The organism is Chryseobacterium lathyri (assembly GCF_003290185.1).
In the GTDB taxonomy this organism is placed as follows: Bacteria; Bacteroidota; Bacteroidia; order Flavobacteriales; family Weeksellaceae; genus Chryseobacterium; species Chryseobacterium lathyri.
This window is the reverse complement of sequence record NZ_QNFY01000006.1, coordinates 52,564-65,768: the sequence shown is the minus strand read 5'-3', so window position 1 is coordinate 65,768 and position 13,205 is coordinate 52,564. Positions and strand designations below refer to the sequence as shown.

Below are 13,205 nucleotides of genomic sequence, written 5' to 3'. Positions count from 1 at the left end.
AAAACCTGGGACTAATTGGAATATGCGTATTGTTTAAGGATCTCAATAAAATTATCGGTCTGATGTGGCTCTCCGATAGCACGGAACTTCCAGTCACCATTGTGACGGTAGGCTTCAGCAAAAACCATCGCACATTTACCATTCATACTGGCATCCCCTGAAAGGCTGTATTTTGTAATCTCTTTACCTTTAGCATCTACGGCTCTGATAAAGGCATTCTCGATCATTCCGAAATGCTGGTTATTCTGCTTTCCCTGGTAAATGGTCACCAGGAATAATATTTTCTGATAACTCTGGTCCAATTGGTCGAGTTTGACGATGATCTGCTCATCATCACCATCTCCGGCACCAGTTCTGTTGTCTCCTGTAAGCCATATATTACCGCTTGGATGCTGCATGGAATTAAAGAAAACCACATCACCCTGATACAATGCGATCTGCCTGCCCTCGTTAGTCTGCACCGTTTTTCCAAGATTGGCTACTTTACCGTTGCCGTCTAAAAGAAAAGCAACGGCATCCAGATCATATTCCGCCTCTTTGCTGAACAGTTTTCCAAAGAAACCGCCCTGTTTCCTTACATCCCATCCTAAACCGATCGTTACTTTTGAAAGGTCGTAAACACTTTCGCCACGGTCATTTTTTCTTAAATCAATCGTCTGACCTTTCTGTAAATTAATTGCCATAGTTATCGTTTTTGTGTATTTGAAAATATAGTTATTTTATGATCTGTCCTTTGTAGTATTTCTCAAGGAAGAAAGCAAGGTCTGCCCTGTAGCCTATTCCTGAGGCTTCGAATTTCCAGCTTCCGTTTCTTTTGTATAAACGTCCGAATTCTACTCCGGTTTCGATAGAGAAATCTTCATCCAGCTCATATTTTGCGATCTCCTGATTGGTACTGTTATCCACAATTCTGATGTATGAATTTCTTACCTGTCCGAAGTTCTGCTTTCTCCTTTCAAAGTCTTCAATAGTGACCACGAAAAGAATTTCTTCAGCTTTCGGATCTACTTTTTCAAGATCTACAATAATCGCCTCATCATCGTCACCGTCACTGTTTTTACCGCTCGGATCATCTCCTGTATGCGTCAGTGCACCATCGGGAGACTGAAGGTTATTATAAAAAACAAAACATTCCTCATTGATTAATTTTCTATCGGAGTCAATCATGATGGCAGAAGCATCCAGATCGAAGTCGAAACCGGTCCCTTCATTCGGATCCCAGCCCAGTCCTATCGTCATTTTTGTCAGTCCTATCTCGATCTTCTGTCCTTTCTGTAAATTAATTGCCATAGTGTTTTAGATTATTAATTATTTTTTGTTTAAGATAAATGTGATTTGTGGAATGACCAAATTTATTGATAAAAAAATGAATGACATGCGGTAATGCTTCATTTTAATAGGGTTTTAACATAAAAAAAGCCCAATTATAAAATTGGACTGTATCATTAAAAGTTATTGTTGAACTTAATTTTCAAATTCTTTTTCAGAAACTGCTTTTTCTCTTGCTTTAGCTAACATCGGAATAGAAATAAGTCCCATCACCAACATAATGGTGATCTGCAACGGAAGCGAAATAAATGAATAGGTCAGTCCCATTTCACCTCCTAATTCCGCGCTTTTCCCCATTGAGATAAATAAAGCCATAAATCCATACTTCATAGCCAGATTAAATGCACCAATCCCTCCGCTTGCAGGAACGATCATTCCTAAAGTACCAACAACGATAATAAAAAAGCCATCGGCAATAGTAAAATTAGAGGTTTCAGGAAGTGCAAAACACACAAGATAAGCTGCAAAATAGTAGCAAACCCATATTCCTATAGTATAAAGGATGAATTTCCCTTTTTCTTTTAATTTAAATACAGAAGTTAAGCCTTGAAGAATTCCTTTTCCAAAATTGATTACTTTTTCTTTCTTGTATTTATAAAAAACTATTAAGCCTAATATTAGTAATACACCTATTGAAATTTTTAAATAAAAATAAAATGAATCAAAATCATTAACTCCAATTTTCATTAATAATCTTTCAACAAAATTAGGTTCAAATTTAGTTTTTTTAGCTTTTTGCTCTGTAACAAATTTATAAAATGAAATTATTGCATCAAACTTAAATATTACCGTCAATCCCAGAAATCCCAGCATACAGATAAGATCCACTACTCTTTCCAGGATAATTGTTCCGAAAGATTTGTCAACAGGAACTTTTTCCACACCATACAAAGCTGTAGCCCTTGCTACTTCACCACTTCTCGGGATGGTAAGATTCATCAGGTATCCGAAAGATATGGACCAAAGTGAATTTGAGTTAGATATTTTATGTCCCATCGGTTCCAGCATCAGATTCCAACGCACAGCCCTGAACCAGTAAGCCAGTATACCGAAAACAGAAGCAAACAGTACCCACAGGTAGTTAGCTTTCGCTAAAGATGCCTTAATAACCTTAAAATCAAGACCTTTTAAAGCAAGCCATAAAAAAAAGCCTGCAAAAGCAAGCGATATTACTATTGTTAGTATTGATTTTAAAGGATTCTTTGATTTTTTCTCCATAGACTAGGTTAGAAGATTTGTTTTTTCATCCGGGAAAACAATTTTTGGCTGAAATACTTTCGCTTCCTCGGGTGTCATCTGTGCATAAGCAATAATGATAATAATATCATCTCTCTGTACTTTTCTTGCAGCAGGCCCATTTAAGCATACTTCTCCGGATTTCCTTTTCCCTTTGATAATGTAGGTATCAAAACGTTCTCCATTATTCACATTGACGATATAGACTCTTTCTCCTACTACCAGACCGGCAGCTTCTATAAGATCTTCGTCGATCGTTATACTCCCAATATAATTAAGGTCTGAGGCCGTAACCCGTACCCTATGGATCTTAGACTTGAAAACTTCTATTAACATTCTGCAAATTTATTAATAAAAATTAATAAATCGGTCTTTTGAAATCATTTTAAAACTCCCATAAACCCAGTCATTTAATTTTGTACTACACAAGCTTTCAGGCTATTATTTATAAAATCAACAAACATATCGGTAAAAATATTAATTCTTTACACATAATTTAGGATTTAATAAATACAGGAAATAATATTAATTTTTTGCTAAAGTCAATACTCATAAGCATTTGGCATGATTTTAGTGAGCGGTAACGTAGATTTTACGTGGAAAGTGAAATTATCATATTTTAACTGTTTTCATCAAAAAGCAAAAAAATTTTATAACTTTTAATAAAATAATTGCACAATTAGAAAATAGTATTATATTTGCTATAATTACGAACTAACTTAATATTAAAAATTATGAACAAGTCTGAATTAATCGACGCAATCGCAAAAGATGCAGGAATCACTAAAGTTGCAGCTAAAGCTGCTTTAGAATCATTCATTGGTAACGTAACTACTACTCTAAAGAAAAAAGACGGAAAAGTTTCTTTAGTAGGATTCGGTACTTTCTCAGTAGCTGAGAGAGCTGCTAGACAAGGGATCAACCCTGCAACTAAAAAACCAATCAAAATTGCTGCTAAAAAAGTTGCTAAATTCAAAGCAGGAGCTGATTTATCTAATGCAGTTTCTGGTGCTAAGAAAAAATAATCATTCAGATTAAAAATTCAAAGGCCGTTTCTAAGGAAATGGTCTTTTTTTATGGATATAAATGGCTTCGGGACCTCCGTCATCCAGAAATATTGAAGCAAAAAAGAAGTGATTCTGATCTTTAAGTTTTGGCTAAAGCCGTTTCACTGTTTATAAATTGAAAGCGGACTAAAGCCCGCTCCTATTGAATTTTAAATGATATTTTTCAAGATTAAAGAGATCAGGAATGTTCTTTGAATAAAGACTACCAAATTCTGATAAATCTATCAAAACTCCCATCCTCCGGGATCCACCCTCTAACTTCTAATCTCTAATTTCTAGCTTCTAATTCCTATGGTGCCAATCTAGAAATTTTCCAGTCCAGGTCTTCAAGCCGATAAACAATTCTGTCATGAAGGCGGTTGGGTCTTCCTTGCCAGAATTCAATCTCATAGGGCTTTGCAATATATCCGCCCCAGTTAGCAGGTCTTGGAACCTCACCGGTTTCATATTCTTTTTCCAGTTCTTTTAACTTTTCTTCCAGAAACTCCCTGTTCGGAATTGCCTGACTTTGGGGGGAAACGACCGCTCCAAGCTGACTTCCTTTAGGCCTTGAATGGAAATATCCGTCACTCAGGTTTTCTGCAATTCTTTCAAGATCTGCTTTAATAATGATCTGCCTTTCGAGATTTGGCCAGAAAAAACTAAGACAGGCCTTATGGTTGTTTTCTATTGCTTTTCCTTTTCTGCTGGTATAGTTGGTATAGAAAATAAATCCTTCATAAGTATATTCCTTAAGCAGCACCATTCTGGTCCTCGGACATCCATCTTCCTCTAAAGTAGAAACAGCCATGGCATTGGCTTCTGAGACCGCCGGACTATTGCTGGCCTCGAGAAACCAGTCTCTAAACTGTTCAATGGGATTTTGTTTTATCTCACTTTCAATAAGTTGGGATTTCTCATACACTTTTCTCTTGTCGTGCAGGTTTTCCATAAATATTTTTTATTAAATTTGAGTATGAATTACTCATACAAAGGTAAAATATTAATTTCCACACCTGACATTTCCGGCGATATTTTTTCGAGATCGGTGGTGTTGATCGTTGAGCATAACGAAAGCGGGGCATTTGGTTTGATATTGAACAAAAAAAACAGCCAGATGAGTAGTAAGTTCAAAAACTTTTTTGATTTCAAAATAGAGGTTTATGATGGTGGTCCTGTGGAAAACGACAAGGTCTTTTTTATCGTTAAAGAAAAAAAGGTTACGGAGGTCTATTCTGAGATCAGTAAGGGATTTTATATTACGGAAGACATTGAAAGCATTATCAGTGCTGTTCTTAATAAAGAACTCAGCATCAATGATGTGAAAATTTTCTCAGGATACTCAGGATGGTCTGCCGGACAGCTGGATGATGAGATACAGAGGAAGATGTGGACTGTAGTAGATATTTATAATTTAGACTATACACTTCCTAATGATCAGACCCTCTGGAAGTCGATTATGCAGAACCTCGGCGGGGAATATCTGCTATGGGCCAATTCCCCTGAAGACATTTCTCTTAACTAGCTGAATTCCTATCTGATACACTTTAAAAACATTAACAAATTTTAAGATTATGTTAACCAATTTTAAAGAAAGAATTCACGTTATTTGAAAAACCAAAACCACTGACATGAAAGGAATCAAATTACTTGCTTTATCAGTCTTTTCTGCTTCATTTTTATCATTTACTCCTATCAATAAAAAGTATATTGTCATTGATGCCGGACATGGCGGAAATGATATGGGGTCAGTATTCGATAAATTCTCCGAAAAAGATATTACAATAAATATTGCCAGAGAGATCCAGAAACTGAGTGAAAATCATGATCAGTATGAAGTGGTATTGACGCGGGATTCTGACACATCTCCAACCCTTCAGGATAGAACAGCCATAATCAACAAGCTGAACCCTGAAATTGTTATTTCTCTTCATATGAATAGCAGTCCTCACAAGGAAACTCCAAAACAGGGAACTGAAGTGTATATTCAGAATACTGACGGCTCAAAAAAACTTGCAGAAAAAATTTCAAAGAAATTTAATGTCGCTAAAATCGAGGAACGTAATCTCCACATGCTGAGAGAAACAAAAGCTCCTGCAGTATTGGTAGAACTTGGCTTTATTAATAATACTAAAGACAGGGAATATGTTACCAGCGAAAACGGACAGAAAGAAATCGCTCAAAAATTCACAGAGATCATCCGTGAATACTAAATAAGAAACAATTTCTGATTATTCAGAATAAAACCCGGTAAAGGACTTGGGTACTTTGTTGTTTACCGGGTTTGTCAATTTTAAAAACTATTCTTCCAGCTTTCCACCATTTCTATAAAACGGGAACTTTCAAAAGTCTTATTTCTTATTTTACCTACACAAAATATGCCTTTCTCATCAGAGATCATTAAAATCTCTTCTGCCTTTTGTGATTCAAAAGCTATTATCTCATGTTCCTGAACATCGGCAAGGTTATTTTTATGTAAGAAAGTCACGAAATTCTCCATCAAAGGAGAGATGTATGCCCCTTCGGACTGCTTGGGAACTTTTATGACATTTCCTTCTAAAAATAATAAATTTCCGGAAGTTGTACGCGCAATCCTTTTGTTCGGATTAAGCAGAATGACATCATCCAAATCATTTTCTTCCGCATAAATGCCTCCGTAAATATTTTCCGGACAATGAACCCTGATATTGCTTAACAAATTATTGTTTACATTGATTTCCTTGATAAGATCCATTTCCAGTGCTCTCTGGTGAACCGCAAGTACATCGTCCGATTCCGTTACTTCATAAAAATATGATACGGAAGATTTTGAAACGGTCACCGCATCATTATTTCTGAAAACCTGAAAATTGATTATTCCATTTTTTATTCCTCTGCCATCAATAACATCTTTATGAAAAAGGGTCTGAAAAAATTCCAGGGTATAGGTAAGCGGAATATTCATTCTCATTTTTCTCATGGAGGCCATTAAGAAGAAATAACATTCCTCATCCATAATCAATTCTCCGTTTCTCACGAAGAAAGAAACCTTCACTGCGTCGCCCAAAAGGAACGCTCTGTTCTTTACATTTAATCCGTCTGATGTAAAATATTGATTTTCCAATTTTTGAAGTGATTTATTTATAAAAAAATAATGAACGATAAATCGTTCATCAGTTTTACCATTCAATAGTGTACGGCTTATGCCGCACCTAATTTTATTCTAAGGTTTTCTATAAGGTTTTCCCAATACAGTGCATTTTCTTCTTCACCACCTTCTTCACAGAAATCTGTAATATTTAAAGCCAAATCTTCTGTAATATCATCTATTGTGATAGTCATTTCAAAGAAATTTTTAGTTCCCTCATCTTCTTCCCATCTGAAACGAACGAAACCTTCAGGCTTATATCTAATCAAAGTGGCCTTTTCAGCAGGTCCTCCTCCCCAGCTAAAAAAGAAATCATCGCCTTTCTCTGTTACCTCATCCGCAAACCATTCAGATAATCCCTCTGCCGTCGCCAGATATTCGTATAAAATCTCTGATAAACAATGCATTGGAAATTCGTAATGGACTTTATGTTTAGCCATATAATCTTTGTTTTTATCGTCCCGCAATATATAAATTAATTTTTTTATTACACTAAAAAGCGGTTATTTTTTTAAAGAATCTTCATGATATTTATCACAGCTTTTAAATATTTTATGAATATAATTTTCAGTCCAAAAACTGCCATGTAATACATAAAAAAACTCTCCAAAATGGAGAGTTTTATCGTCTATTTTTCATTTAAAACATCCAGAATGATCTGGCAACCCTGTCTGATTTCATCCATCGAAATAGTAAGTGGCGGCGAAATTCTCATGTATTCATTTCTGTAGAGCTGCCAAAATACAATAAGCCCCTTTTCCATACACTTTTTAGCCACTTCAAGGGTATATTCTGGTGTTCTGAGATTTACGGCCAGCATTAAGCCTTTTCCGTTGATATTTTTAATCTTTGGATGGACAAGCAGTTCTCTGAACAGTTTTTCTTTTTCTACGGTTTCATCCATCAGACCGCTTTCTAAAACTTCTTTCAAGGTAGCATAACTGGCGGCTGCAATTAGAGGATTGCCTCCAAATGTTGTAATATGTCCCAACTTTGGTGAATGTGACAAGGTTTCCATAATTTCCCTGGAGCTCATAAAAGCACCTACCGGCACTCCTCCGCCCATTCCTTTCCCCATAACAAGGATATCGGGAACAATTCCGAAATGCTCGAAAGAGAATAATTTCCCGGTTCTGCCAAACCCGGGCTGAATTTCATCAAGGATCAGAAGTGCACCTACTTCTTCACATCTTCTTTTAAGCTTGATTAAATAATCGCCTTCCGGAACTAAAAATCCTGCTGCTCCCTGAATGGTTTCAAGAATCACACAGGCAGTTTTATCTGTAATTTTATCCAGATCATTTTCATTGTTGAATTCTATAAAGCTGACCATAGGCAACAACGGGCGGAATTCTCTTTTATGGGTTTCGTTTCCGGACACACTCAATGCGCCGTGCGTGTTACCGTGATATGAATTTTTAAAGGAAACAATTTCTTCTCTTCCTGTATAACGCTTAGCCAGCTTAAGACTTCCGTCAATAGCTTCTGCCCCACTGTTTACCAGGTAGGTAATTTCCAGGGGATCGGGGGTGGCTTCTGCAAGAAGTTTGCACAATGCTACAGGTTTTTCCTGTGCATATTCTCCATATACCATTACATGCAGGTATTTATCTGCCTGCTCCTTAATGGCTTCCACCACTTTAGGATGTGAATGCCCTAAAGTATTGGCAGAAACGCCTGCCACGAAATCCAGATATTTTTTTCCATCTGTTCCGTAGATATAACTTCCTTCTGCTTTTTCCACTTCAAAACCTGCGGCAAATTTTGTGGTCTGTGCCTGATATATAAAAAAGTCTTTATGCATTTCCATTTCGCAAAAATTTTCAGCAAAGCTAAAAAAGATTCAGCACATGTAGAAATTATCTGTCGGGAATAAAAAAATCACCCCTGATGATCTCAAGGGTAATTTAATATAAATAATAAAAAGTAGAAGACTAATTTAAAGTACTTTTTCGACTGTTACATAACTGTTGTTAATCACATTATAAGCAGTTGTTCCCCCGACTTCAGAAATAGCCTCTAAAGTAATATACTGTCCCTGAACTGCATACACTGAAAAATCCAGGCTGATTTTTCTGACCGTGCCATCAAAATTCACCGCATTTTCCAAAAGCTGGAATCTCTTGGCATCGTTGACATATAAACTTGCTCCCAGTCTGCTGCTAAATGTACCTGCAGCACCTGTAAAGTTCAGGCTTACATTAATTCTGTACAAACCACTTTGACGGATATAAAGCCTGTTTAGATCTGCACCTGTTGTCGGAACATTTGTTTTAAGCTTTAACGGATCTGCTAAAAAATTAGGCTTGTCAATTAAGGAATTAATAGGCAACATTACAGAACCTGAAGTCGTATTGACAGGATTTATCGTAAACCTGGAAATATTATCAGATTCAATTTCAAAGGCTTTGCTCCACACAAGCCCGTCGAATACCATTACCTGGCCTGTACTTTTCACAAATATGAGCATACCTCTTAAAACTTCTATCCTTGTGGCAGGAGCATTTATCCCGGTATAGGGTAAGTCGGTGTCGGTTTCCACAGCGGGTAAACCAAAACCTTTAACTCCGGTCGCTTCATTTACATTTGTTATATACATCATTACCTGATCGTTACCATTAGCATTAGAATCAGGATTGGGTATGTTTGTAAAACTAACTTGCGCACTGTACATGTTTAATGCCAACAAGAACAGGCAGAATATATATTTTTTCATCACTAATAAGCTTTAATTAAACGAGCTCCAATATATGAGTTGATAGAACTGCTATCCGTTCCGTATGCAGCAAGAGATCCTCCGGACCCCCCAATAGTTGTTATCGTTGGAACAACTCTCAGTTCTGCACCAGCAGGTAAGGATATTGTTTGGGAAAAACTGGATGTTTTACTTCCCTGAGTATCAATGATAAATATAATAGAATAATTACTCTTGGTAACAACAGTTTCCCAAGCCGAAGCCGGAGTATATTTAACCTGCAGTGTCAATTTAAATTCTGTAACACCTATCTGGGCTCCCACACTGCCCCCGGTAAAACCTAGAGCTGCTGCTACGTCATACATTCCATTTTGTTTTATGGTCACCGAACTTGCATTTTTCATAAGAAGGTTATCAACAAGAACCTGGCTTTTATCATCCGGTGCAAGATACTGGGGAGATCCTAAGGAAAGGCATATTCCAAGACCAAAAGCCAGGCAGGGGATTGTAATCCCGGAAGAAATTCCCAATCTTGAACCTTTAGGCTGAAAGATTCCCTGTATCTGTCTTGCAGGATTCCAGGCATAGCCATCGTATTTATAATATTGATCGTCGGCTTTATCATATATAAGCCCTCCTACAAGGTTAGGATAATCACTAAAGAGATCCGGTGATGCAGCATCATATTTAGGAAAAGTGGTATAGGTATTGGAATAAGGAAGTATTGCTCCTCTGGTTCCGTCTTTTATTTTTAATATATTCTGATTGCTGGGAATGTTGTCACCAATGACTACCTGTGCATTTAAGCCGTATTGAAATAAACACACTAAAATTAATATTATCTTTTTCATTTTATTGCATATTTATTTTTTCAACAATGATTTCTGACACTGCGTTTCCTGTAGTATTCATTGAAAAAGACAATATATTTCCGCCAATAATGCCGGTACAAACCCCTGTTCCAATGTTCTGGTTCCCATAGAACCTAAGTCTTAAATTGTCGCCTGCTTCAAAGCTGCCTACATAAGTAAGAACTAATGACTGTCCTACATCAATAGCTCCCGGAGATAAGCTTCCTAAGGATAATGCACCGCTGGTGGAACTTGTGGTGTTATTTGTAATAGGCTTCCATGTAGCAGGAGCTGCTGCAGTACTTGTTTCCAAATCAACCTTTGAGTATAGATTAATTGTTACTCCTACACACAAAGCCGGGGTCTTAACATCTATAGCTCCACTTTTGAAAGAAATTTTATACAAACCTCTTGTCTTGATATTAATAATATTACTTGTAGCCGATGCAAGAGAAACATCTGCTGAAATATCATTATAACTTGGGCTGGCACTTGTAAATGGAACATCTATTGCTCCTCCTGTTTGCGGGCAAAGTCTGTTTACCCCTCCACATCCCAATCCACACGTTCCGCAATCTGCCGTTATGGCAGCGCTTCTTATAAAACGGGCCATTTTATTGTTCTTTAAGGCCGTGACAATAGGATCTGAGATTTTCCATACCGTACCGTCATTCTGAACAATACTTCCTGTTTCTTTGTTGAAGATAATAGAACCCTGAGTTCCGTTTCCTGTGGTACCAGTAGCAGATGCCGGCAGTACTGAAGCAGTGTTAGCCCTTGGCAATCTGGCTGCGTTATCATCCTGTTTTACATGTAAAAGTGATCTTGTGTCGGGTTGGAAACCTGGAGCTTTCGAAATCCCAACCTGTGCGTTAATCCTTATAAAGCAACAAATAAGGACTAAGAGGAAATAGTCGATTTTCATTTTAAATTTTTTTATCATTCTTCCTTTAAATTTATAAAATATTACAGCTTAAATCATAAAAAAAAATGTTAAATAAAAAATGAAAAAAACAAAACATAGATTTAAAGCGGCATTCGAGAACTAAATAATCTATTGTAATGATTGAAAAAAAACAATTATTTTACTGCATTTCAACCGTATTTTCACATTTCATCATAAAGAAAATCACCATTTTTTGATTTAAAATGGTGATTTTTTATTCTTTGTTGAAAAATATTGAGTCTATTTCCGTACCCGTTTAGGCTTTTTGGCTTCTTCTTTAGCTCTTTCCTTGTCTATTGCTTCCTGGGCCTGATTAAACAGTTCATTATCCGCGGAATACTTTATTTCTTCATAATTAGGGCTGTCTACAAGGATATCCTGCCATTTTCTGATGCGGTCCTTGGTATTCCAATTAAAATCGGGGAACTTTCTCTTTTCAGGTTCTATTTTACTCATTGGGTAGGTATCTGAATTGGCCCCTATACTGCATGATATGATCTGTAAGGTTCTTTCTTCAAATAAAGCTCCAATGATCCCACAGGTAGAAAGGGTAATTCCTATTCTCTGAGGCTGCTTAGTTTCCTGATCTACATCGTCTACATAAACAATTGACTGTGCATTTCCTACTACTCTGGCTTCCTTAATATCATTATTTTCATAGTAAACGGTCATAAATTTACCTTTTACCTGATTAAATTCATCTTTAAGGTTTAATGAATCTACTTTGCTGATTGCGAAAGCATTTCCAATTACTTTAAGGGAGTCTATATTTTCAGTCTTGGTATTAAAATAAGCTTCAACCTTATCTCCTGTTACCTGTTTTTCACCACTCCAAAGAATAGGGTTGGTATACATATGCATGATGCCGTCTGTTTCATTGAATGCAATAGAATCTGCTCTCCCCTGGGCATTTGATTTGAAGATACGTGCTTTTTTGTAAGCTCTTAAAAAGCTTTTCTTTATTGTAATATCTGCTGAATCAGGTTTCTGGTAGGAAAGAATTTTTTCTGCTGCAAAGTAAATAGAGTCTTTTTCCATGATTTTAACAGCATAGGGACTCTTGGTCATCATTGCAGAATCTTTTTTCTGAAAAACTTCTCCGTAACCGCCTTTGATATATCTTTTTTCTATAGGATCATCGAGTGTAACATTTCCGGTTGCTTTACCGAACCCGGTGATATTGTTAAAATACATATCATCTCCTGTAAGGATCTTGTCGTTATAAAAAATTTTGGAATTTTTATTAAGGAAAGCCTCCTTAGTTTCCATCCTATACGTTCCTCTTTCGGTGTAAATCCTGTTTTTGGGATTGGCGCGGTTGGTAATTGTTGTAGGACCAAAAAACTCAGCAACCTTTGTATTTTGATTTTGTTTGATATTGGGACCTTCTATGATATAATCCGGACTGTCAATTTTAACGTTCCCAACAAAGTCGATCATTTTGGTGTCAAGAAAGTAGGTTGCAGATTTGGTATACATAACATTCTGCGCATCGGAAATAGTTCCTCCGGTATTGAAGTACGCCTGGTTGGCAAGCCTGTCATAATACAGAATGTCGGTTTTAATGGTCTGTTTCGGATCGGTAAGAACGACATCTTTTTTAGCAACTCCTTTCTGCGTAACCCCATTGTACTCCATTTCATGGGCAGTAATCACTGAGCCGTCTGCATTTTGAAGCTTTGCATTGCCAATAGCTTTTACAAGGCTTTGATCATTGTACAGAATAACTTCATCAGCATACAGAATAGATCCCTGATGTTCTATCTGAACATGACCTACCATGTACTGGTTTCCTTCGTATTTGGTGTCTTTTTTAAATTCATCGGAATGGATGATTTTCACCTTATCTTCTGGTCTTACTGCAGGTGTAGGTTTCGCTTTATTTTGGATATAAGGGTCCATCTGCGTAGTTTTATTGTCCTGTGCGGAGCTGAACGCAGAAATAAAAATTAACAGAAAAAGGATTATTCTCATT

Annotated in this window: 15 protein-coding genes; 3 read left to right on the top strand and 12 right to left on the bottom strand. The window is 36.7% G+C overall.

Features of this window, described 5'->3' with window-relative positions; translation table 11 throughout:
• Window positions 1-11: 11 nt before the first annotated feature.
• The 4 genes from DRF61_RS09600 to panD form a co-directional block, all read right to left on the bottom strand.
• Window positions 12-683 carry a TerD family protein gene (locus DRF61_RS09600; RefSeq protein ID WP_111956394.1) on the bottom strand — a complete coding sequence of 224 codons (672 nt, stop codon included), beginning with the start codon at window positions 681-683 and terminating at the stop codon, window positions 12-14.
• A 31-nt stretch (window positions 684-714) separates the two neighbouring features.
• A complete protein-coding gene (locus tag DRF61_RS09595) occupies window positions 715-1,290 on the bottom strand; it encodes a TerD family protein (protein ID WP_111956392.1) in 576 nt (191 codons plus the stop codon).
• A gap of 174 nt (window positions 1,291-1,464) precedes the next feature.
• Window positions 1,465-2,547, bottom strand: coding sequence for a lysylphosphatidylglycerol synthase transmembrane domain-containing protein (locus DRF61_RS09590; RefSeq protein ID WP_111956390.1), 1,083 nt, complete (start codon window positions 2,545-2,547; stop codon window positions 1,465-1,467).
• 3 nt (window positions 2,548-2,550) lie between these two features.
• Window positions 2,551-2,901, bottom strand: a complete 351-nt coding sequence (gene panD, locus DRF61_RS09585; RefSeq protein WP_111956388.1) for an aspartate 1-decarboxylase — start codon at window positions 2,899-2,901, stop codon at window positions 2,551-2,553.
• Window positions 2,902-3,299: 398 nt separating this feature from the next.
• On the opposite strand from panD, the gene DRF61_RS09580 reads away from it, so the two are divergent.
• Entirely contained in the window at window positions 3,300-3,590 is a 291-nt protein-coding gene (locus DRF61_RS09580) for an HU family DNA-binding protein (RefSeq protein ID WP_002976900.1), read from the top strand.
• 331 nt (window positions 3,591-3,921) lie between these two features.
• Here DRF61_RS09580 and pdxH read toward each other — a convergent pair whose 3' ends face one another.
• A complete protein-coding gene (gene pdxH / locus DRF61_RS09575) occupies window positions 3,922-4,563 on the bottom strand; it encodes a pyridoxamine 5'-phosphate oxidase (RefSeq protein ID WP_111956386.1) in 642 nt (213 codons plus the stop codon).
• A 24-nt stretch (window positions 4,564-4,587) separates the two neighbouring features.
• Between pdxH and DRF61_RS09570 the strand changes: the two genes are divergently transcribed.
• Window positions 4,588-5,136: a YqgE/AlgH family protein gene (locus DRF61_RS09570; RefSeq protein ID WP_111956384.1), complete on the top strand. Its 549-nt coding sequence runs from the start codon at window positions 4,588-4,590 to the stop codon at window positions 5,134-5,136.
• A 106-nt stretch (window positions 5,137-5,242) separates the two neighbouring features.
• Window positions 5,243-5,824, top strand: a complete 582-nt coding sequence (locus tag DRF61_RS09565; protein WP_111956382.1) for an N-acetylmuramoyl-L-alanine amidase family protein — start codon at window positions 5,243-5,245, stop codon at window positions 5,822-5,824.
• An 80-nt stretch (window positions 5,825-5,904) separates the two neighbouring features.
• Here DRF61_RS09565 and DRF61_RS09560 read toward each other — a convergent pair whose 3' ends face one another.
• From DRF61_RS09560 to DRF61_RS09530, 7 genes are all read right to left on the bottom strand, one after another.
• Window positions 5,905-6,714, bottom strand: a complete 810-nt coding sequence (locus DRF61_RS09560) for an aminotransferase class IV (protein WP_111956380.1) — start codon at window positions 6,712-6,714, stop codon at window positions 5,905-5,907.
• Window positions 6,715-6,791: 77 nt separating this feature from the next.
• A complete protein-coding gene (locus tag DRF61_RS09555; protein WP_111956890.1) occupies window positions 6,792-7,178 on the bottom strand; it encodes an START-like domain-containing protein in 387 nt (128 codons plus the stop codon).
• Window positions 7,179-7,366: 188 nt separating this feature from the next.
• On the bottom strand, window positions 7,367-8,542 hold the full coding sequence (locus tag DRF61_RS09550) for an aspartate aminotransferase family protein (protein WP_111956888.1): 1,176 nt from the start codon (window positions 8,540-8,542) through the stop codon (window positions 7,367-7,369).
• Between the two features lie 135 nt (window positions 8,543-8,677).
• Complete coding sequence (locus tag DRF61_RS09545; RefSeq protein ID WP_111956378.1) at window positions 8,678-9,454, bottom strand: hypothetical protein; 777 nt, start codon at window positions 9,452-9,454, stop codon at window positions 8,678-8,680.
• A 2-nt stretch (window positions 9,455-9,456) separates the two neighbouring features.
• Entirely contained in the window at window positions 9,457-10,284 is an 828-nt protein-coding gene (locus DRF61_RS09540) for a hypothetical protein (protein WP_111956376.1), read from the bottom strand.
• 1 nt (window position 10,285) lies between these two features.
• A complete protein-coding gene (locus DRF61_RS09535) occupies window positions 10,286-11,209 on the bottom strand; it encodes a hypothetical protein (RefSeq protein ID WP_146897092.1) in 924 nt (307 codons plus the stop codon).
• 261 nt (window positions 11,210-11,470) lie between these two features.
• The gene (locus DRF61_RS09530; protein WP_111956372.1) at window positions 11,471-13,204 is read right to left on the bottom strand and encodes an OstA-like protein; all 1,734 of its coding nucleotides are present in this window, start codon (window positions 13,202-13,204) and stop codon (window positions 11,471-11,473) included.
• Window position 13,205 lies beyond the last annotated feature (1 nt).